This window comes from Aegicerativicinus sediminis (assembly GCF_015476115.1).
In the GTDB taxonomy this organism is placed as follows: Bacteria; Bacteroidota; Bacteroidia; order Flavobacteriales; family Flavobacteriaceae; genus Aegicerativicinus; species Aegicerativicinus sediminis.
The window spans coordinates 3771911-3793461 of the sequence record NZ_CP064295.1; the positions used below are offsets into that span (position 1 = coordinate 3771911).

The 21551-nt window shown below is 35.5% G+C and carries 16 protein-coding genes and 1 pseudogene; 6 read left to right on the top strand and 11 right to left on the bottom strand.

Annotated features, from left to right (window positions below; translation table 11 throughout):
• Window positions 1-21: 21 nt before the first annotated feature.
• Window positions 22-291: pseudogene (locus ISU00_RS17685) on the bottom strand (DUF3667 domain-containing protein); the annotation flags it as partial.
• 212 nt (window positions 292-503) lie between these two features.
• On the opposite strand from ISU00_RS17685, the gene ISU00_RS16190 reads away from it, so the two are divergent.
• The gene (locus ISU00_RS16190; protein ID WP_228851714.1) at window positions 504-1064 is read left to right on the top strand and encodes a hypothetical protein; all 561 of its coding nucleotides are present in this window, start codon (window positions 504-506) and stop codon (window positions 1062-1064) included.
• A gap of 76 nt (window positions 1065-1140) precedes the next feature.
• Here ISU00_RS16190 and ISU00_RS16195 read toward each other — a convergent pair whose 3' ends face one another.
• Complete coding sequence (locus tag ISU00_RS16195) at window positions 1141-2577, bottom strand: serine hydrolase domain-containing protein (protein WP_228851715.1); 1437 nt, start codon at window positions 2575-2577, stop codon at window positions 1141-1143.
• A gap of 164 nt (window positions 2578-2741) precedes the next feature.
• Here ISU00_RS16195 and ISU00_RS16200 point away from each other — a divergent pair, with 164 nt between their 5' ends.
• Window positions 2742-4052 carry a hypothetical protein gene (locus ISU00_RS16200; protein WP_228851716.1) on the top strand — a complete coding sequence of 437 codons (1311 nt, stop codon included), beginning with the start codon at window positions 2742-2744 and terminating at the stop codon, window positions 4050-4052.
• 93 nt (window positions 4053-4145) lie between these two features.
• On the opposite strand, the gene ISU00_RS16205 is transcribed toward ISU00_RS16200, so the two are convergent.
• From ISU00_RS16205 to ISU00_RS16220, 4 genes are all read right to left on the bottom strand, one after another.
• Entirely contained in the window at window positions 4146-5603 is a 1458-nt protein-coding gene (locus ISU00_RS16205; RefSeq protein WP_228851717.1) for an oligosaccharide flippase family protein, read from the bottom strand.
• A complete protein-coding gene (locus ISU00_RS16210) occupies window positions 5604-6878 on the bottom strand; it encodes a glycosyltransferase (protein ID WP_228851718.1) in 1275 nt (424 codons plus the stop codon).
• Window positions 6879-6885: 7 nt separating this feature from the next.
• The gene (locus ISU00_RS16215; protein WP_228851719.1) at window positions 6886-9327 is read right to left on the bottom strand and encodes a YfhO family protein; all 2442 of its coding nucleotides are present in this window, start codon (window positions 9325-9327) and stop codon (window positions 6886-6888) included.
• Window positions 9328-9432: 105 nt separating this feature from the next.
• Window positions 9433-9714 carry a DUF4834 family protein gene (locus ISU00_RS16220; protein ID WP_228851720.1) on the bottom strand — a complete coding sequence of 94 codons (282 nt, stop codon included), beginning with the start codon at window positions 9712-9714 and terminating at the stop codon, window positions 9433-9435.
• 171 nt (window positions 9715-9885) lie between these two features.
• On the opposite strand from ISU00_RS16220, the gene ISU00_RS16225 reads away from it, so the two are divergent.
• Both ISU00_RS16225 and ISU00_RS16230 read left to right on the top strand, forming a co-directional pair.
• Window positions 9886-10872: a transporter gene (locus ISU00_RS16225; protein WP_228851721.1), complete on the top strand. Its 987-nt coding sequence runs from the start codon at window positions 9886-9888 to the stop codon at window positions 10870-10872.
• Window positions 10873-10881: 9 nt separating this feature from the next.
• Window positions 10882-12000, top strand: coding sequence for a GTP cyclohydrolase (locus tag ISU00_RS16230; RefSeq protein ID WP_228851722.1), 1119 nt, complete (start codon window positions 10882-10884; stop codon window positions 11998-12000).
• Window positions 12001-12070: 70 nt separating this feature from the next.
• Here ISU00_RS16230 and ISU00_RS16235 read toward each other — a convergent pair whose 3' ends face one another.
• The 3 genes from ISU00_RS16235 to ISU00_RS16245 all read right to left on the bottom strand — a co-directional run bounded on the left by ISU00_RS16235 (window position 12071) and on the right by ISU00_RS16245 (window position 16655).
• Window positions 12071-13330, bottom strand: coding sequence for an aminotransferase class I/II-fold pyridoxal phosphate-dependent enzyme (locus ISU00_RS16235; protein WP_228851723.1), 1260 nt, complete (start codon window positions 13328-13330; stop codon window positions 12071-12073).
• A gap of 152 nt (window positions 13331-13482) precedes the next feature.
• Window positions 13483-14520 carry a PLP-dependent cysteine synthase family protein gene (locus tag ISU00_RS16240; protein WP_228851724.1) on the bottom strand — a complete coding sequence of 346 codons (1038 nt, stop codon included), beginning with the start codon at window positions 14518-14520 and terminating at the stop codon, window positions 13483-13485.
• 71 nt (window positions 14521-14591) lie between these two features.
• Window positions 14592-16655, bottom strand: coding sequence for a S9 family peptidase (locus tag ISU00_RS16245; RefSeq protein ID WP_228851725.1), 2064 nt, complete (start codon window positions 16653-16655; stop codon window positions 14592-14594).
• A 113-nt stretch (window positions 16656-16768) separates the two neighbouring features.
• Between ISU00_RS16245 and ISU00_RS16250 the strand changes: the two genes are divergently transcribed.
• Both ISU00_RS16250 and ISU00_RS16255 read left to right on the top strand, forming a co-directional pair.
• On the top strand, window positions 16769-17092 hold the full coding sequence (locus ISU00_RS16250) for a YbaB/EbfC family nucleoid-associated protein (protein WP_228851726.1): 324 nt from the start codon (window positions 16769-16771) through the stop codon (window positions 17090-17092).
• A gap of 26 nt (window positions 17093-17118) precedes the next feature.
• Complete coding sequence (locus ISU00_RS16255) at window positions 17119-17934, top strand: META domain-containing protein (protein WP_228851727.1); 816 nt, start codon at window positions 17119-17121, stop codon at window positions 17932-17934.
• A 56-nt stretch (window positions 17935-17990) separates the two neighbouring features.
• On the opposite strand, the gene ISU00_RS16260 is transcribed toward ISU00_RS16255, so the two are convergent.
• Together ISU00_RS16260 and ISU00_RS16265 are read right to left on the bottom strand one after the other, a co-directional pair.
• Window positions 17991-19031, bottom strand: coding sequence for a threonine aldolase family protein (locus tag ISU00_RS16260; protein ID WP_228853752.1), 1041 nt, complete (start codon window positions 19029-19031; stop codon window positions 17991-17993).
• Window positions 19031-21436 carry a zinc-dependent metalloprotease gene (locus tag ISU00_RS16265; protein WP_228851728.1) on the bottom strand — a complete coding sequence of 802 codons (2406 nt, stop codon included), beginning with the start codon at window positions 21434-21436 and terminating at the stop codon, window positions 19031-19033. Before ISU00_RS16265 ends, ISU00_RS16260 begins: the two co-directional genes overlap by 1 nt.
• Window positions 21437-21551: the final 115 nt, after the last annotated feature.

Below are 21551 nucleotides of genomic sequence, written 5' to 3' on the forward strand. Positions count from 1 at the left end.
GAAAAGAAAAAAGAATATAACCGAAATGAACAAATACATCTGTGCTGGATGTAAGTATAGTAATCTTTTGCCCTGTAGGAATTTTTTTGCCAAATAACCTGGCTTAAACATTAAAGGGATGAAACTTTTTAAAAAACGAGCGTCAAAAGAAAAGTAATTTGTAATAGTATTGTAAAAAAGCAACTTTAGGGTTAATTCATCTTTAGTCTTTTGTCCACAATAAGGGCAAAATTCAAAATCTTTTTCAATTTCCTGCTCACAGTTTTTACAAAACATATATTCTTCGCTCATACCTCTTTAACAATTGTGACCTAAATGTAAGCGGGATTTTGTTAAAATGCAATAAGCAAATTCCAAATTTATACATTAAAAAGACATTTAATTTTACATAAAACACTTATTTACAATTACTTATATTTTTGGCACGCATATTGAAAATATAGATATGCATAGAGGAAGCCGAAATGCTGAAAGAGTAGGCAAAATTTAATACCCAAATGAATATGAAAAAGAGACTTTTACTTTTGGTGATGGTATTTGTGGGGTTTGTTAGTTTCCCCAAAACACCACAACATTCTAGCCCAAACAAAAACATTGCTAAGCTTAAAAATTATGGTAATGCTCAACCAATTTCCTTTATGGAAGGAGCCATTGAATTCATGGTATTTCCAAATGGCGCTGTAGATTTTATTGTCGGACAACGGTCCAACAGATGGTTGAGACAATCGAGTTATGATTGGAATAGATCTCCATACCATAGTAGCTTGGAAAGGGTTTATTATAACAATGAAGGTTATGTTGCCTTAGTTGAAGGAATACCCCTCGACTATGACCGCCTTGGTAGAATAAAGAGAATAGGAAATACAGAGATTGATTACAACCGAGGGAGTGGTTGGTTAAAGAGAGTTGGTAATCTGCAAGTAAATTACAATAGAAAAGGTGAAATTGCCCACACAAGAGGTTTTGTTAATGAATATAACAGACGTATCGGTTATCAGTTTTCAAAAAGAGCAAACCACATGGGCATGATCGGAGACAACAGAATACTCAGATCGAGAAGATAAATTTTGATTGATTTTTTTTAATGATTGGTTAGTTGAAAACCCCATTATCCATAAAGTGATATTGGGGTTTGTTTTTTTATTTTTTATCCTTCTTAACTGAAATATACCCATGGACTTTAAAACTTGTTATTCTTCCTGAATTATCGCGTTGGAAATAAATCGATTCGGCCTTGGATCCATCATCTCTCAACCTTGCAAATTCATCCTTATTAACCTCTTTATAAAAGGTCATGGAATCAGCAGGCGAATCGGTAGGAAGATCAATCATAACCAATTTTCCATTCCAAGTCGATAAATAAGATTCATTGCTCCAAGGTTGACTATTATAGAAACCAATATAGTCCTCTAATTGATTTCCATATTCTGACTCAAAACCTTCAGTTTTTTCTGCTTTTTGAAGAATTGAATGAACATCGAATGCAACACTTATGGGATTCGTTCCGTTAGCATTTATCATAACCGAGTAGCCCATTTTCGTTTTAGGGTTAATAATCAAAGAACTTTGGTACCCTGGACAACTACCGTTATGCCCAACCCATTTAGACTTTCCATTTCCTTCAAACACAGTAAAACCTAGTCCCCAAGTAGTTCCAAAATCAGGGTTAACCCATTGTACTGTTTGCATATAACGTAAAGTTGAAGGTTTCAATACCTCAACATTGTTATTCTCTAATAATCTAAATTGCCAGGAAGCAAATTTTACCAAATCTAAAACATTCGATGAAAATCCAGCTGCTGGAGTAATCGCTTCTGAGGTAAAGAAGTTTAATTTTTCACGCTTATGGTTTCTATCCAAGGCCCCATAACCAACAGCCAATTCCTTCCCATATAATTGTTTTGGCATTGTAGGCCGGGTATATTGTAAAGACAAAGGTATAAGTATGTTTTTTTGCACAAACTCTTCATAACTCATTCCACTTATTTGCTCAACAACCTTTCCTAATAAGGATATACCCAAGTTACTATATTGAAAATTTGTTGAGGCTGGGTAAAGAGTTTCTTGTTCTCCCATTTTTTTCTCTAATTCTGAAGAAGAAGGGAACTTAAAATCGGGGCCGTTCCAATATGGATAATCAGATTCTCTAGGTAATCCTGAACTATGGGTTAAAATAGACCTTATAGTTATTGGACCGCTATCTGGAAATGCTTGTTTTAGATTGAACCATGGTAAAATATCATTTATTTCGTCATCTAACCGTAATTTACCTTCATCATATAACTTCATTATTGCAACAGAAGTGAACAACTTTGAGATAGAACAAATGCTACAAAGTGTTCCTGGTTCCATAGCAACATTATCCTCTAAATTGCTCTTTCCAAATGCCGAGGTGTGCAATAACTCTTGGTCCTTTATTATGGCCAAACTTACACCTGGATAATCTAAATAATCCTTTTGGCCCTCGAGCCAAATATCAATTAATTTAAAAGCTTCTGAATAATTTTTTTCTGGTGTTTGTGCGGATACCAAAAAGGATTGTACTATAACTAGTAGGGTTACAGAGAAAATTTTCATATTAGTTAATTTGAATTGGAAATTTACGAAATATACTCTATTAAGTAACGTTATAACTACGCCCAGATCTAAAGGACTTTAAAATGCCATACAAGAAGATATTGTTTTGGCACAATGATTGTAATATAACAATCGTAATACCATTAATTTAATCTATAACAACAATGAACAAGTTTTTTCTCTTCACCTTAATGCTGCTAACTAGTATGACGGTGACATACGCCTCTACCACCAAAAAAGCAAGTTCAGATATGCATTCCAACAAGTATGTACGTGGTTATGGCAACTCGTTCATATTTGTAGAAGGCGGAGTTGAATTTTCTATTTTCCCTGATGGTCAATTCGACTTTTTTATGCCTAATTATGGGCCTAATGTTAGTGTAGGAATCTCAACTCCTAATGTTTCATTTAGTTTTAATAGTGGCTATGATTATGGTCCATATGTGCAATACGATGATTTTGGAGCCATTATACAAATTGAAAATGTTCCGATTTACTACGACTTTTATGGCCGTATTGTTCAAGCAGGAAATGTAAATATCTTTTATAACAATTTCGGTTACGTTAATAGAGTTGGTGGATTGCATGTGCATTATAGAAACCGTGTTTTTAGCCACTGTACCGGATTTATCAACGTCTACAACCGTTACTATGTTTATAGGCCATGGCACAATTATTATATAGTCCCTGCTTACCAATATAGGGTTGTTTATGCCAGACCATATAGAAGGTATTATGAGCCCGTTCGATACACCTATTATTCCCCATACAGAAATAATTATCGCCCCAAAGTAAGGTATGACTATAGAACGACTTCAAACTATAATAGACGTGGTTCTACGGTTGGCAATAGAATTAGCGATAGATATAGAACCAATTCCAATACTTCTTCAAATAACAGAAGGGTAAATAGTAGCGTAGGAAATAATGTTAGATCTAGGGAAGATGTTCGCTCTATCAATACAGATAGAAATCAAAGAATATCTAGACAAGCAAATTCCAATGTGCGATCAAATGATATGGGGAGAAATCAGAGAACCTCTAAAGAGATAATTTCAAGGAATAATCAAAACCAGCGAAAATTAGATAATGGTCGACGACAATATGCTACTGCTGACCGCAATAAAATTAATCGAAATAGCAGACAGCAACAAATAGCTAGAACCAATCCTAATCAGGTTCAAAGAAATAATCGTCAGATTCAACAAAGAAACCAAAATTCAGCTCAAAGGCCTTCCCAGACACAAGAAAGGACTTATAGAGCAGAAACTTCCAACGGTAATCGCACAATGAGGAATTCTCAGGTTCAAAGAAAACCAAATACTAATTCTCAACGTATATACAATGAGTCTAGCCGGAAGTCAAGTCCTTCGGTTCGACAAAGTCAGAGCAGGTCACAAGCAGGTAGGGAGGCACAAAGAGGTAGATCTGTTGAACGTAAATCTGATACAAGAGGAAAAAGAAGAAATAATTAATTATAACAATTTTTTTGGTTGGTTAGTTGGAAATCTCTGCAAGTCGTATGCCTCAAAGCACCTTGCGGGGGTTTCCTTTTTTTATGCATTTCCTTACTCCCCTCTGAAAAGCTTATACCATAAATTCTGAAATTCCTCAGAGATATTAAATTTAAGGATTGCAAATGCGTAAATCAAAGTAATTAAGATTGATTTAATGGTAATATTCAATAAGGGATGAAATGTAAAATCCCAAAAGTAAAAGCCTAAGCCTATAAAAATAATTAGCACTAAGGTATAGAGGGATTTTGGACTATATAGGGAAAGATTCAATTTATGCTTTACAAAAATTAACTTTATGGTATTATAAAGGAAAATTGCTAAAAATGTCGCTATTGCCGAACCAGTAATACCATATAATGGAATAAAAATAGTATTAAGTATAACTGTAACAATCACCAACACAACTCCAAAGACCAAAACCATCCTATAGTAATCGCTATTGAAAAGAATAGCATTATTATTGCCTAAAAAGTTGTCATAAAGCTTTGCGGCACTTATAATCAAAACTACCCAAAGTCCCTGCGAATAACTCGAAGGTAAAAGTTGATAGAGCTCCTTGATATTTAAAACAATCAATAAAAATATCAACCCTCCTACCACTATAAGGTTCAAAGAGCTTTTTACATATAAATCTTGAAGTCCCTGTTTATCTCGTTCTACCAACATAGTAGCTGTTAAAGGCAGAAGCACTTGATGCATTGCCCGTTGGGGAACCGCTATAACCGTGGCAATGTATATGGCTACACTATAGAATGCTACATATTCAATAGGTATTAATTTGCCTAACATAAATTTATCAATGTCCAAAATCATGGTTGCCACAGATCCTGCAAGGAGTATTATTGCAGCATATTTTAAAATAGAAACCTTGTCTTGCAATCCCAGGAATTTTAATTGTGGCCATTTTAAGCGAAATGCATAAACCTTCATAAGGATCATTCTAATAATATATACTATTATAATACCTATTAAAAAATCCTCAACGGACAGCCATTTAAAATAAACTGCGAATAGCAACAACATGGTTCCGAACCTAAGAAAAACCTCTTTCAAAAAATTGCCAACAACTGTCTGCATATGGGCTTTAGACCAAGCATAAAAAACCTCAAAATATGCCATTGCGATGCCTGCAACATAGATATACCAAACATAATTTCTTGCAATTGTATTTTCACTTGCCAACCAATTACCGATTGAATCATTAAAAAGCAAGCCAATTAATCCTACAGGAACAATTACAACTAATGGCAAAAACAGCATCATTGTTAAAAACGAATCTAAATGATGTTTTTCTTTATATTTAGGATAAAACTTAACTAAGGTGTTAGAAACCCCGAAGGCCATTAAAGGACTCATTATATTGGCCGTTGACAATAGGTAAGAGACCAACCCATAATATTCATCTGTAAGGAAATTGGTAAAAAGAAACAAGGTGTTTATGGCACCTATACCAAATCCAAGGTATGTTGAAATAGTATTCTTAAAAGATTGATTTAAGACAATACCCATTTAGATAAGTTCAGAAAGTTTTGCCGTTAATGATTTTCTGCTAAATTTCATGATATTCTTACCTTTTACCTCTAATTCATTCGCTTGAAATTTATGAAATAATTGGTAAATGTGTTGTTTTAAGGCACTCTTGTCTGAATATGTAAAATAGTACCCTGTCTCAGTTTCATTCAATAATTTCTTAACATCCGATCCTTCAGGGCCAAGCGCAATAATAGGAGTACCACTAGCCATATACTCAAATAATTTTCCTGGAATAATTGCCTTAGTTTCCTCACTATTAATTTCAATTAATAAAAGTACTCGGCTAGATTTTTGAAGGCTTACGGCTTTAGGGTGAGGCAAATAACCCAAATATTCAACATACGGCTTAAGTCCAAATGAAGTCAATGATTCTAGGACTTCATCACTTACTACCCCGGCAAATTTAAGTTTAAAATTTTCCCGAAAGTCAGCTGAATCCTCCAAAATTTCCGAGAAGGTTTCCCATAATACAATTGGATTTCTTCTAGAAAGTAAAGAGCCTATATGCGAAAACGTGAAAAATTTTTCTTTTTCTGCAACACCTTCTGATTTTATTTCAAAACCGTTTGTTATTACAGAGACGGGGGTATTAGTTTTGGTTTCAAATTCTTTTTGTGTTACCCAACTTGTAACAACCAATTGATCTGCCCCATCCAAAACATCCTTTTCCAACTTTGTATGTTTGTCCTTAGCATAGGGCAACATTTTCAATTGTTGATGATATCCAATAGTTGTCCAAGGATCACGGAAATCTGCAATCCACCGAATATTTAACTTCTTTTTTAACTCTAGGCCAATAAGATGAACACTATGAGGGGGACCAGTAGTAATTATAGTTTTAATTTTTTCAGATCTTATAACTTGAATCAAGTATTTGACTGAAGGGGCTACCCACCCTACCCTTGCATCAGGAATGAAAAAATTACCGCGTGCAAACAACAATGCCTTTTGAAGAATTCCCTGTTTTGAACTTGGTTGAATAATACCCCTACTGATATCCTTACTTTTTTTACCTCCAACCATATTTGCCAAACTATAGGGTTCCCTAATAGGATGGCTTATAATCTTTAAACTGTCTGGTACATCATCACTTAGAGTAGTATCCTTAATTGGGTAATTGGCATTTTCAGGTACATACACTATGGGTTCAATTTGAAAATTTGGTAGGTAGGTAGCAAATTTCAACCAGCGCTGAACACCAGGCCCGCCAGCTGGAGGCCAATAATAAGTAATTATCAGCACCTTTTGCATATTCAAATTATTCTGTAGTTTTTCCTGAAGTTCTTTTAAACATTAAAAATAAACCACCCAAAACAAGTAAGGCAACAATAATCGAACTTGCTAATGCAATCGTCCCACCCGTTTTTACAACTTGGGGGTCAAATTTAAATACAATTTCATGTTTACCTGCTGGCACAAACATCCCTCTCAGTAGATAGTCAACTCTAAAATGAGGCATTTCTTCTCCATCTAAATAAGCCTTCCAACCATGGGGATAATAAATTTCAGAAAATACTGCAAAACCTTCATTAGTATTAGAATAGGAATATTTTAATTCATTGGGTTTGAATGATTTTAAATTAATGGTGGCTAATGAATCTATCTGAAAATTCCGTTTACTTTCAGATGGAAGTGGCATTGTGGTTATAGCAATGTTTTTATTATCTAAAGAATCTAATAATTGTAATTCTTCATTCGCCGAAGCCACTTCACGAATTTCACTAACAAACCAAGCATTTCCATTAGCGTCATTATTTACATATGGAAATTGACTCCCATTTTCATCTTCAGCCAAAATATACTTAGTATTTAGCATGTTGAAGACGTTGATGTTATTACGATATATATAGAACTCCATTAAATCGTTATATCGGCCCAATTTAGCCGCATGATAACCAGTTAAGGAGTTATAGAAGTAACTAGCTCTACCCGGCGCTCTAGCTCCTTGTGTAGTAAGATCTAATACGCGATAATAAGAAGTGTCTTTTAATACCTGCTGATCTAATTGAGACACTTGGTAAGGCCTTTGAACAGAAACAGAAGCAACAAAATTTTCATTGTTAACGTGTCTCCTATCCACTCCAATAAGATCAAACAACAACAAAACAAACAGGGCACTAATCCCTATGGATTTTTTTATTTTATCATTGATCACGGCCCATAATACACCTGCACTTAATAAAACTAAAATTAGTGTCCTAAAGGCATCGCTCTTCATTATCATAATTCGATCTTCCTCAAGGGCATTCATGAATGCTTGTCCATAGTTCTGTCTCCACATGGCATCTCTAACACCAGCAAAATCAAAAAGACTACTTCCAAACAACCAGATAATTAAAGCTATTCCACCTGCAATAATTGTAGACCATTTTAGACCCTTCATTTTCTCATCAATGGAAATTTCTTTATTGAAAATTTTATAAAGCCCGAAAACAGCAAGAATAGGAAAACACAATTCTAAAATAACTTGAATAGAACTAACCGCCCTGAACTTATCATAAAGTGGAACAACATTGATGAAGAAATCGGTTAAAAAAGCTAAATTTTTCCCAAAGGATAAGAACAGTGAAAGCACAATACCTCCTGATAGCCACCATTTTAATCTCCCCTTAATGAGGAATAATGCCAAGATTGCCAAGAATATTACAATTGCTCCAACATAGGCTGGAGCCTCAACAATTGTCTGATCTCCCCAATAAGTTGGCGTTTGTTTTACTTGCTCAATTGCCTGAACTGGTGTTAAACCCGCATTTAAATAAAATTGATAAGTTTCCGAATCCTTACCCACATCACTATAGGTACCACCACCCATAAAACGAGGAATAAATAAATTAAGACTTTCTAGCTTACCGTAACTATACTCTGTGATATATTCACGGCTGAGTCCAGTTGTATTGTCCTTTGGGCTACCATCTGCATTTATTGTTAATTCTGAATTACCACGAGTACTCTCCTTTACATATTCTTGGGTCGCCAAGATATTGCTAGCATTTAAACCTACCGCCAACAAAGCCGAAATACTTAAAATTCCAATAGATTTAAAAAAGTGAGGCAATTCTTTTTTGCGATAAAAATCAATAAGATAAACTATACCAATAACACATACCAACAATAATAGGTAATAAGTCATTTGGAAATGATTTGCGACAATTTCTAATCCCAATGCAATGGTTGCAAGGATAAACCCTTTAATGTATTCCTTCCTAAAGGTTAATAGAATTCCAGCCAAGACTAATGGCATATAAGCGATGGCATGGGCTTTACTGTTATGTCCAACCCCTAGAATTATTATGAGATAGGTAGAAAAACCAAATGCTAATGAACCAAAAGCTGCCAGCCTGTAATCAACTTTCAAAACTAACATTAAAACATAAAAACTTAAAAAATAGAGAAAAAGGTAATCTGCTGGTCGCGGTAGAAAACGCAATGCCCCATCTAGTTTTTTAATGTAGTAATGAGGATACTTAGCCCCCAACTGATATGTTGGCATTCCTCCAAAAGCTCCATTGGTCCAATAGGTTTCTTCTCCTGTTTTCTCACGAAAATCGTTTTGCTGTTTTGCCATACCAATGTAATGTTTGATATCGCTTTGAAAAATCTCCCTCCCCTTTAGGACAGGACTAAAGTATGCAAGGGAAACTGCTATAAATCCTAGAAATACTATTAAGTGTGGTAATAGGCGTTTAAGTGAAAACGGCATAGATAGGTTCTTAAAATGGGAAAATTAGTTAATTTTTTTTACTCTCTTGAGTACGAAAATCAATAAAACTGCTAGTCTGCGAAAAACTTTGAAAATAATAGAGAATTATTCAATCTCCTCGAAGTCGATATACTCACCCACTTTAGAATTAGATGACTGTTGCTGTTTAGGCATTTTATCAATGACCGTTTCTCCTTCTTTGGACCGTGGGGTTTGAGTTTGTCTAGATTGATAAGTGTGTCCTCCAAATTTGTCCTGCATTTTATTGCTAAAATACCGCATTATATATGGAGCTGCCAGACGCGTAATTATTTTCAAGGCATAATAAATTGCCAAAATAATTAACAGAGTACGCAAGAAACCGGTTACAGAAGCCGTTTGTATCATGTGCCAAAAATACAAACATAACCAATGAAATAGGGATGTTTTACCTTAAAAATTCATTAAAATTAAACTCGAAATCTTTTCAATAAACCTTTACTAAAGGCTAATTTAGGAGAATTTCAACTATGTTTGCAACAACTAACCATACATTAATAGTGATGTAATACTTATATTATGAAACGCCTTTGTACCCATCTACCATTACTCATTTTGTTATTTTCTTCCGTTGGAATTCATGCGCAATATACAGATGTGATTAACTCAAATAGACCCGGAGTTTCTCGCAGTGCGTTCGCTGTTGGAGTTAATGTTCTTCAATTTGAAGCTGGCCCTTATTTCGTTAAAGAAAAACATACGCCCTTAAAATATGAAGTATCAGGCTTCGGGGTTGATTTTGCCGCCAGATTTGGTTTGTTTTTTGAACAATTAGAACTTAACCTTGAAGGTACATACCAAAATGATAAACTAACCAATTACCGTTCAACCTCTGGCCTGGTTACAGAAGATAAACGTGCTAATTTCAAAAATTTGTCCATCGGTGCTAAATATCTAATTTATGATCCCTATAAAAACGCAGAGGACAAACCTAACCTTTATAGTTATCACGCTAACCGAAGATTTCAATGGAAATCATTAATTCCTGCTGTTTCTATTTATGCAGGGGCTACTTATGACACCACTGATAATCCATATGTGGCGCCAGGTATTGAAGGAATCAGTCCAAAGGTTATGATAGCAACTCAAAACAATTTTAATGGAGGCTGGGTTTTTGTATTAAATCTAATAAAGGATAGAATCGGAACCGATGATTCAGATTTTCAATATATTTTAACGCTTACCCATTCTTTCGATCCACAGTGGGTTATTTTTGCGGAAGCACATGGTATATCCAGTGATTTTTATTCTGATAATTTATTTCGATTAGGAGGGGCATATTTATGGACTCCTAATTTTCAGTTAGATACAGCTGTAACATTTAATGCTAAAGACACTCCTTCTGTTTTAAGTGTAAATTTAGGGGCATCATATAGGTTTGACTTTCATGAAGATAAAATTGATACATACCAGGAAGGTGATGCTGCAAAAGAATCCAGAAGGAACAAATCCAGAAAAAGAAGAGACGGTATTCAATCCGATAATATTGACGATATAATTAGGTAGGTTTAAAACATGCTAACTTTAGAAGAAGTAAAATCTCAAGCCCAATTAAAGGCATTCGTAAAATTTCCATTTTCATTATATGATGACTCCAGCCCTTGGGTACCTCCAATTATAAGTCAAGAAATGAAGGGTTTTGACACTAAAGAAAACCCAGTTTTTGAATATGCGGAAGCAAATCTTTTTGTCGCAAAAAGAGATGGTAAAATTGTTGGTCGAATTGCGGCTATTATTAATTGGCTGGAAGTAAAAAAAATGGGATTAAAGAAAATGAGGTTTGGCTGGTTTGACTTCATTGACGATAAAGAGGTTTCAAAAATATTATTAGATAAGGTAGCTGAAATAGGAAGGTCTAATGACCTAGAATTTATGGAAGGCCCTGTAGGTTTTTCTAATTTAGATAAAGTTGGGGTTGTAACAGAGGGGTTTGAGGTAATTGGCAGTATGATCACCTGGTATAACCATCCTTACTACAAATCCCATTATGAAGCCTATGATATGGAAATAGAAAAAGGTTATTATGAAGCCCAGTTTCCATTCACTGCAGTAGATCCAACTCCTTTCCGCAGAATGCAAGGAATAATAAGAAAGCGGTATAATTTGAAGCCTGTAAATTTCACTACAACAAAGGAAATAATGCCTTATGTGGATGAAATGTTCGATTTGTTTAATACAACCTATGCTAGGCTTTCATCTTTCGTTGAAATAACTGATCGACAAAAGGCTTATTTCAAGAAAAAATTTATCCCGTTTGTAAATCCCGAGTATATAAAATTCGTTTTAGATAAGGATGATAAAATGATTGGCTTTGCAATAGTTCTTCCATCATTTGCAAAGGCTTTAAAAAAAGCAAAAGGGAAACTGTTCCCATTTGGGTTCTTTCATCTTTTAAAAGCCAAAAAAAATAGTGATGCAGTAGCATTCTATCTCATAGGCATTTTACCAGAATATCAAAATAAGGGAGTGACTGCTATAATCTTTAATGAGTTTTATAATGTATTTATCAATTCTCCCGTTAAGACATTTTATCGCACCCCAGAATTAGATGAGAACACTGCAATCCATCAATTATGGAAAAATTTCGATCCTGTAATTACTAGAAGGAGAAAAACTTATAAAAAACTTTTATAGAGAATAAAAACTTAACAAACTAAAAAGGTCAGATTAAAATCTGACCTTTTTAAATATAATTTGTAATTTATTATTGTCCCATAGCTGCAGCAACAGCGGCTGACAACCGTTTATAAGTTCCATTTTCCAAACGTTCTCTAATAGCCTCAAATGCCTGCAATGTCGCATCAATATCTTCCAGGGTATGGGTAGCCGTAGGAATTAATCTTAGAAGGATTAATCCTTTAGGAATTACTGGATATACAACGATGGAACAGAAAATTCCATGGTTTTCCCTTAAATCCTTAACCAAAGCCATTGCTTCAGGAATACTACCTTTTAAATATACCGGTGTTACACAGCTCTGGGTTGTTCCCAAGTCGAAACCTCGATCCCTTAAACCGGATTGAAGCGCATTAACATTTTCCCACAATTTGTTTTTAAGTTCAGGCATGGTTTTTAACATGTCTAAACGTTTTAAGGCCCCTTCCACCAACTGCATTTGAAGGGATTTTGCAAACATTTGGGAACGTAAATTATATTTTAAATAATCAATTATTTCTTGGTCTGCAGCAATAAATGCACCCGTACTAGCCATAGATTTTGCGAAAGTTGCAAAATATACGTCTATCTCGTCTTGAACACCTTGTTCTTCACCAGCTCCCGCGCCAGTTTTCCCTAAAGTTCCAAAACCGTGCGCATCATCAACCAAAAACCTAAAATTAAATTTTTTCTTAAGCGCTGCTATTTCCTTTAGTCTACCTTGTTCACCACGCATTCCAAAAACACCTTCAGAAATAACCAAAATACCACCACCAGTCTGTTCGGCCATTTTAGTAGCACGCTCTAGATTCTTTTCTAAACTTTCAACATCATTATGCTTATAGGTAAACCGTTTACCCATATGAAGTCTAACACCATCTATAATACAAGCATGTGCATCAACATCATAAACAATTATATCATCCTTTGAAACAAGAGCATCTATGGTTGAAACCATCCCTTGGTAACCGAAATTAAGAAGGTAAGCGGCTTCCTTATTCACAAATGCTGCCAGTTCTTTTTGAAGTTTTTCATGAAGGTCTGTATGTCCAGACATCATTCTAGCACCCATTGGATAAGCTGATCCGTACTTTTTTGCTGCCTCGGCATCTGTTTTTCGGACCTCTGGATGATTTGCCAATCCAAGGTAATCATTTATACTCCAAGTAATTACGTCTTTTCCTTGAAATTTCATTCGGTTGGCAATCTCACCTTCCAATTTAGGAAAAACGAAATATCCTTCAGCCTGTGACGCCCACTTCCCTAGCGGTCCTTTATCTCGATAAATCTTGTCAAATAAATCTTTCATTAACGCCTCAATAAGTTCAATTAGTGGGGCAAAATTACTTAATTATATTCTGAATGCATAATTAAATTGATAACAACTTTTAACACTTTTTTTCAAAAAAAAACCTGTTGAAACTTGGTAACAACAGGTATCTATAAGATGTGATTGAAAATTTACTTTATATACTGTATATCCTCATGAATTGCGCTTTTGCTATCGAAGAAGCCCTGTTCCTCCATCCACTTATCACTATATATTTTACTCATATAACGTGAACCATGGTCTGGAAAAATAACCACTACTTTAGCATTTTCTTCAATTGTCCCTTCTTCCTCCAATTGTTTAATGGCCTGCATAGCAGCACCTGAAGTGTAACCAACGAACAATCCTTCCGTCTTGCAAATTTCTCTAGCCGTATGGGCACTATCTTCGTCTGTAACCTTCACAAATTGATCGATAACATCAAAATCAGTAGCTGTAGGAATAAGGTTTTTACCTAGACCTTCAATTCGGTAAGGATAAATTTCTTTCTCGTCGAATTCACGAGTTTCATGATACTTTTTTAAAACCGAGCCATAGGCATCAACACCTATTACTTTGATATTTGGATTTTGTTCCTTTAAAAATTTAGCCGTACCAGAAATAGTTCCACCAGTACCGCTACAAGCAACCAAATGCGTAATTTCTCCTTTGGTTTGCTCCCAAATTTCAGGACCTGTAGAGTTATAATGCGCATCAATATTTAATTGATTAAAATATTGATTTATATAAATGGAACCCTTTATTTCGCTATGTAATCTTTTGGCAACCTGATAATAAGACCTTGGATCGTCTGCACTAACATGTGCGGGACAAACATAGACCTGAGCACCAAGGGCCTTCAACATATCTATTTTATCAGCCGAAGATTTTGAACTTACCGCAAGGATACATTCGTAACCTTTAATAATGCTAACCATAGCAATACTAAATCCTGTGTTACCAGAAGTAGTTTCGATAATTGTATCTCCAGGTTTAAGTATACCTTGTCTTTCAGCTTCTTCAATAATGTGGAGGGCTATTCGGTCTTTTGTGGAGTGACCTGGATTAAAAGCTTCAACTTTTGCGTAATAATCGCCTTTGAAATCGGCGGTTATCCTGTTTAATTTAATAAGTGGTGTCTTCCCTACAAGTTCCAACACATTATTAAACACCTGTGCCTGTTGTTTCATAAATGCTATTTATCGATTACAAAATAATCAATGTAACCTAAAACCTGGCAAAAATAAGAGTTTTTTTTTAATTACTTATTAATACCTTCCAAGTCTAATATAAAAGCGAACTCTTCAGCATCCTCCCTAAGAGCTTCAAAGCGTCCTGAAGCCCCACCATGACCCGCTTTCATGTTAGTTTTCAACAATAATAAATTTTTATCAACCTTCATTTCACGCAATTTTGCCACCCACTTTGCTGGTTCCCAATATTGTACCTGTGAATCGTGTAAACCAGCTGTTACCAGCATATTCGGATATACTTGAGGCTGTACATTGTCGTATGGAGAATAGGACTTTAAATACCAGTAAAATTTCTCCTCATTTGGGTTCCCCCATTCATCATATTCTCCCGTCGTAAGTGGAATACTGTCATCTAACATAGTTGTTACCACGTCAACAAAAGGAACCGCAGCCACTACACCATTATACAATTCTGGTGCTTCATTGATCACAACACCCATTAACAACCCTCCTGCACTACCTCCCATGGCATATAAATGATTGGAGGAAGTAAAATCATTCTCAATGAGATGTTTGGAACAATCTATAAAATCGTTAAACGTATTCTTTTTAAAAAGCATCTTCCCATCTTCATACCAAGGTCTACCCAAATATTCACCTCCTCTAATATGGGCAATTGCATAAATAAAACCTCTATCCAATAAGCTAAGTCTTACCGTAGAAAAATAGGGATCTATGGTCGAACCATAAGAACCATAAGCATAAAGCAATAAAGGCGTTTCTTTTCCAACCTTGGTGTCTTTACGGTAAACCATAGAAATTGGCACTAGTTTCCCATCCCTTGCTGATGCCCAAACCCTCTGTGAAGTATAATTTTTCTTATCAAATTTTCCTCCGAGAACCGGCTGTTCTTTCATCAATTGAGATGATAGAGTTGTCATATTAAAGTCGAAAATAGAACTTGGTGTAGTTAATGAATTGTATGAAAAACGTAGGATATCCGTATCAAATTCAACATTCGTTGTAGTATAAGCAGTATAGGTTTCGCTTTCAAAAGGCAGATAATAATTTTGGCTACCATCCCATGCAGAAACCTTAATTTGGTTTAATCCGTTACTGCGCTCACTAACCACCAAATAGTTCTTAAAAATGTCGATGTCCTCCAAAAGGGTATCAACTCTATGAGGAATAAGGTCCTCCCAATTCTCTTTAGTGGTTGCCGTTTCTGGCGTTTTCATTAGTTTAAAGTTAAAGGCATCATCAGCATTGGTCACCACATAAAAATGATCCTTGTAATGGGATATCGAATATTCTAACCCAGAGATTCTTTCTTGAAACACTCTAAAGGGCTCGTTGGGCTTATCAGCCTCCAATATCCGGTACTCATTAGTCAAAGTGCTGAAACTCGCAATGACTAGGTATTTGCGAGATTTAGATTTATATACTGTAACGCCAAACGTATCATCAGACTCAAAAAATACCTGTTCGTCCATTTTAGCATCAGTATGTAACAAATGCTTCATGATACTTTCAGAACGTAGGGTTATTGGGTTCTTCTTGGTGTAAAATATTGTGGCATTATCATTTGCCCATGCCGCAGTCCCGGTAGTATTGTCAATGCTGTCCTTTAATATTTCTCCTGTATCAAGATTTTTTACTTTCAAGGTGTATTCTCGTCTGCCTACCAAATCTAAACCAAAGGCAATCAACTTATTATCCGGACTCACACTTAGGCCTACCATCTTGAAGTAATCATGGCCAATTGCCATTTCATTACAATCGAATAACAATTCTTCTGTTGCGGACAATTCTTCCTTTTTTCGAGTATAAATCGGATAATCTTTCCCTATTTCATATTTAACGATATACCAATACCCATTGTACTTGTATGGCACAGATTCATCATCCTCCTTTATCCTAGCTTTCATTTCTTGAAAAAGTTCTTCCTGAAAGCCCTTGGTATGAGCAGTCATCCCGTCACAATAAGCATTTTCTTTTTCTAAATATTGAATAACCTCGGGGTTTTCACGTTCATTTAGCCAATAATAATTATCAATCCTAAGATCGTCATGGATTAATAGTTTCTTCGGTATTTTTTTTGCTATTGGAGGTTTAAGCTCGTTATCAATCATTCTCAGGTATTAAGAAGGCGTCAAAAATACTACTAATTATGTGAAATTAACCTTTATTTAAAGGGGTCATAGAAGATCTCCCGTAAATTTGCATAAACTGAAAATATAAAATTATGTTTGGAGATATGATGGGTATGATGAATAAACTCAAAGAAACCCAACAAAAAGTAGAAAACACCAAAGAACGGCTAAACACAGTTCTTTTGGACGAAGAAAGCAATGGCGGCCTAGTTAAAGTAACAATTACGGCAAACAGGACTATCAAAAAAATTGAGATTGACAATGAATTATTAGAGGATAAAGAAATGTTGGAAGATTATTTAATTCTAACATTAAATAAAGCAATTGAAAGGGCTACCTCTATTAATGAGGCTGAACTTGCGGCTGTTGCCAAGGAGGGAATGCCAGATATTCCTGGTATGGATTTATTTAAGTAAAAAATTAACATCAACTATAATTTAAGATGAAACTTAGTAGGTTAAAATTTTCAATTTATGTCTTTGCCCTCGTTTTAGTTGCAAGCTGTAATAAAGCAAAGGAAGAAAAGCAAGAAGAAGCTTTTGAGGAATCAACTGAAACAACTATTCCATTGGGTGATAATTCACAGGTCTCGTTAGATTGGAATGGAACATATAACGGCATCTTACCCTGTTCAGATTGCATTGGCATTCAAACTGAATTAACTATCCACAATGATGGGAAATATGTTTACAAACAAAAGTATTTAGGAAAAGATGGAAACATCGCATCAGCAAATGGTTCAATACAGTGGGATAATAGTGGAAGTTACATTACATTAAATGAAGTTGAAGGTTCCCCTCGTTTTTCCGTGCAAGAAGGGCAAGTGGTAATGGTAGATGGCGAAGGTAATGGTCTCGAAGCTCAGGAAAATGGAGCATATCTACTAATACAGAACAATCTTAGAGGTAGAGATTTAACAGGAAATTATTGGAAATTATCTGAATTAAATGGTAAAGAAATTACGGAAAATGATTATCAAAATGAACCCTATTTAATCCTTTATACAAGTGGTGATAGAGTCTTCGGTAACAGCGGCTGTAACACCTTTAGGGGCGGTTATGAAATGATGGAAGGTAATCGTTTAAAATTTTCTGGTATGGCATCTACCATGATGGCTTGTGCCAAAGATAAAATTGAATCAGATTTTTTGAAGTTATTAGAAAATGTGGATAATTATGCTATTGCGGGGGATACACTTTCATTGAATAAGGCCCGAATGGCACCATTGGCAAAATTTGTTTCAGTTAACTTGGAATAATCTATTTAAATTTTAAATAACAATAATAACCGGTTATGGCCTAAGCAATATTAAGTTTAGGCCATTTTTTCTTCTAACCCCAAAGAGGACAGAATTTCCAAAAATTCTTCGTGCATTTCTTGGGTATAATCAAGATGGGTTACTATTCTTAATTTCCCGCTTCCCATACCACTTAAAATAACCCCCAAGCTTTTAAGGGTTTGTAAAAACAATTTTTCATTTTGGGGATCTTTTAAGGTGAAGATGATAATATTAGTTTCAACAGGCTGCACTTCTTCAATATACTCCAACTGAGTTAATGACTTACCTATTTCTTTTGCACGCCTATGATCTTCCTTTACCCTATCCAAATGATGGTCTAAAGCAAATAATCCAGCGGCCCCCAAATATCCCACCTGTCTCATACCTCCACCTAAAATTTTTCTAATTCTCAAGGCGTTCTGCATAATCTCTTCACCACCAATCAACACAGATCCTATAGGACAACCTAACCCCTTACTTAAACAAACCGAAATGGAGTCGAAAATTTTTCCATAATCTTTAGGACGAGCAGGTGACTCCACTAATGCGTTCCAAATTCGAGCTCCATCCAGATGATAGCCTAATTTATGTTCGTCACAAATACTTTTAATCTTTACCAATTCCTCATAATCCCAACACGAACCACCTCCCCTATTTGCAGTATTTTCAACCTCAACTAAGGCCGTTAATGGACTATGGTAAAAATCTGGAGGATTAATTGCAGCCTTTACCTGATCGGCTGTAAACATACCTCTATGGCCGTTCAATAACTTACAAGAAACACCGCTATTAAAAGAAGCACCACCACCTTCGTAGTTGTAGATATGAGCATCTTTATCACATATTACTTGGTCGCCTGGATTGGTGTGTAGTTTAATTGCAGTTTGATTTGCCATTGTACCCGTTGGAAAAAACAAGGCTTTCTCCATACCAAAAATTTCCGCTAAGCGTATTTCCAATTCATTAATCGTTGGGTCTTCCTTGTAAACATCATCCCCAACTTTAGCAGACATCATTGCCTGTAACATCCCTTCTGTAGGGACGGTAACTGTATCACTTCTTAAATCAATCATAATTAGTTAAAATTACAAAGATCAGTACCTATTGGTGAGCCATCCGGAATTTTAGGAGCTCTCACCATTTTAAATTTATCTGGGTTTTCCTTAAACTGATCAATAATATGCTTGTAATGCCTTGAATACGATTGTGGTTCAAGATTACCGGTAAGCTTCCGTTCAACATCCTCCAATGCCGCATAGGCAATCGCATTCACCTGAAAATAAGCCTTGTCATTCACGGCCAGATCCATTATATGATTCAACAAATTCACATTCACCATGTGTTGAACCTCCTGCAAATAAGACTCTTTATATTTCTTCTGAAAAGAATTTTCAATTAAAGTTCGTAGCACATCATCTAGTGATAATTGACCACTCTCAAGAGTTTGCTGTTGAAACAAGCGATTTGCTCTTTCAGGATGCAATAAAAAGTCTAAAGTAAACTCACTTGCCGTGGATGCTGCGCTGAGGGGATCAAAAGCCACACCTGTTTCACTTTGAAAAGATTCCCTAGTGCGGTTATACCCATACGCACGAGGAGGAAATAGTCTTAATATATTTTCTGGAATTGCCAAATGCTCAGGATCTAAGGTTAACAAAATTGCTTCGAGTGCAGATTTCTGATCTTTGGAATCCAATGGCTTCACTATTAGATCACCATCACCTTTTACCGCATAATTATAATCTAAGCCCCCAATCATTTTTGTAGTGGCTTCCGCTTGATATCTATGGAAAAAGTATAAGTGTACAAACACATCCTCAAGCATAGAAAAGGGGTCTCCATTTCGAATATTATCTTTCGAAAAATTAGAAATTGCTATCTTTCTAACTTTTAATAACCTCTTCAATTCTCCACCAGCATTTTTTCCGTTATCCCATAAATGGGCATAGGCATGAGCACCTCCAGCAGCACGAGCATCGCTATCAGAGATAAAACGTAAACCATCTGATGATGCCTTATCTAAAATCTTATTTAGTTCTGCATGTTCATTAGTTCCCTCAACAAAATCTGAATAGGCATAAGCCACGGTAACTTTATCCCATTCTCCTATACCTGTATCATAGGCACCATCAAAACTAATTTCCCCTCCTTTTTCTGTAACCATGGGATGTGGGTAATCCATGACTGAAGCTCTATCATTGACACTAGAAGCAAAATTATGTGTGAATCCAAGTGTATGGCCAACCTCATGGGCACTTAGTTGACGTATTCTTGCCAAGGCCATTTCTAACATTGGCTGATAATTATCATCACGCTCAGCAAATGGTTTGTTCAATAAGGCTTGGGCAATTAAAAAATCTTGGCGAATTCTTAAACTTCCAAGGCTTACATGCCCTTTTATAATTTCCCCTGTCCTAGGATCAACAACACTTGCACCATAGCTCCATCCTCTTGTGGATCGATGCACCCATTGAATTACATTATATCTACAATCTAAAGGATCGGCTCCTTCTGGTAACATTTTTACCTGAAATGCATCCTTAAAACCTATAGCTTCATATGCTTGGTTCCACCATTTTGCCCCATCAAGCAAAGCTGACCTTACAGGCTCTGGTGTACCAGGATCTAAATAATAAACAATAGGCTCTTTTGCCTCACTAACTGCACTATTAGGATTCTTCTTTTCCAAGCGATGACGCGTTATATAACGCTTCATTATTGGGTCATGAACAGGTGTAGCATAATCCATGAAATTTATAAAAATCATTCCACTGCGCGGATCGAATTCACGAGGTTTGTAACCATCATCTGGAAGTTTCACAAACGAATGGTGCATATTAACTGTAATAACATCGTTAGTGGGTGCCACACTCCTTATATTTCTGCCCCTTGCCCTTCCTGAGAAAGTAATAATAGCTTCAAATTCTGAATTCAATGGAAAGGATTTGGTCCTGGCAAGTTCTAAAGCACTTTTACTGCCGTCGAGTTTATAATCACCTTCATTTTTATCCTTTAAAATATTTGCAACTCCATGGGCATCTTGAATTAAAAATGGGGTAAGGTCTATAACAAACCTATCATCCTTTTCATCTTCAATTTTAAATCCAAATAAAACAGATTGGGCAAAGGCTTCCTCCACGCTATTTTTCTCCATTAAATTAGTTGTAACAGCACGATAATTTTGGTTAGGTTGCACCATTAACAACTTATTCCCTGCTCTCTTAAATTTAACTATGCGTTCTTGACCTAATTGACCCCTGTCTAAACCAATATCATTGGAACCAAGCCCTCTAGCAAGTGAATTAACATATAGAAATTCCGAATCTAGTTCCTTAACCTCCAGATAAATTTTGTCCTCTTTTTGATCGTAGTAAAAATCAAAATATCCAGAAAATTTTTGAAGACCAGTTTTACCCAAAATTTGGGCATGAAAAACTAAAGGGAAAATTAAAAAGCCCGTAATAAGTAGAAATTTCTTCATGATTAAGATATTTCCCTCAAAAATATTGAAATATTAAATCTTATTCACCCTAATGGTTATTTTCCTACCTAGATATTGATAAAAATAATTGGCTTTTTTTTTCATAAATACATAA

Bases quoted from the DNA above. Each gene is read 5' to 3' on its own strand.
- ISU00_RS16190 (WP_228851714.1), top strand. From the start codon at position 504: ATGAAAAAGAGACTTTTACTTTTGGTGATGGTATTTGTGGGGTTTGTT.
- ISU00_RS16195 (WP_228851715.1), bottom strand. From the start codon at position 2,577: ATGAAAATTTTCTCTGTAACCCTACTAGTTATAGTACAATCCTTTTTG.
- ISU00_RS16200 (WP_228851716.1), top strand. From the start codon at position 2,742: ATGAACAAGTTTTTTCTCTTCACCTTAATGCTGCTAACTAGTATGACG.
- ISU00_RS16205 (WP_228851717.1), bottom strand. From the start codon at position 5,603: ATGGGTATTGTCTTAAATCAATCTTTTAAGAATACTATTTCAACATAC.
- ISU00_RS16210 (WP_228851718.1), bottom strand. From the start codon at position 6,878: ATGCAAAAGGTGCTGATAATTACTTATTATTGGCCTCCAGCTGGCGGG.
- ISU00_RS16215 (WP_228851719.1), bottom strand. From the start codon at position 9,327: ATGCCGTTTTCACTTAAACGCCTATTACCACACTTAATAGTATTTCTA.
- ISU00_RS16220 (WP_228851720.1), bottom strand. From the start codon at position 9,714: ATGATACAAACGGCTTCTGTAACCGGTTTCTTGCGTACTCTGTTAATT.
- ISU00_RS16225 (WP_228851721.1), top strand. From the start codon at position 9,886: ATGAAACGCCTTTGTACCCATCTACCATTACTCATTTTGTTATTTTCT.
- ISU00_RS16230 (WP_228851722.1), top strand. From the start codon at position 10,882: ATGCTAACTTTAGAAGAAGTAAAATCTCAAGCCCAATTAAAGGCATTC.
- ISU00_RS16235 (WP_228851723.1), bottom strand. From the start codon at position 13,330: ATGAAAGATTTATTTGACAAGATTTATCGAGATAAAGGACCGCTAGGG.
- ISU00_RS16240 (WP_228851724.1), bottom strand. From the start codon at position 14,520: ATGAAACAACAGGCACAGGTGTTTAATAATGTGTTGGAACTTGTAGGG.
- ISU00_RS16245 (WP_228851725.1), bottom strand. From the start codon at position 16,655: ATGATTGATAACGAGCTTAAACCTCCAATAGCAAAAAAAATACCGAAG.
- ISU00_RS16250 (WP_228851726.1), top strand. From the start codon at position 16,769: ATGTTTGGAGATATGATGGGTATGATGAATAAACTCAAAGAAACCCAA.
- ISU00_RS16255 (WP_228851727.1), top strand. From the start codon at position 17,119: ATGAAACTTAGTAGGTTAAAATTTTCAATTTATGTCTTTGCCCTCGTT.
- ISU00_RS16265 (WP_228851728.1), bottom strand. From the start codon at position 21,436: ATGAAGAAATTTCTACTTATTACGGGCTTTTTAATTTTCCCTTTAGTT.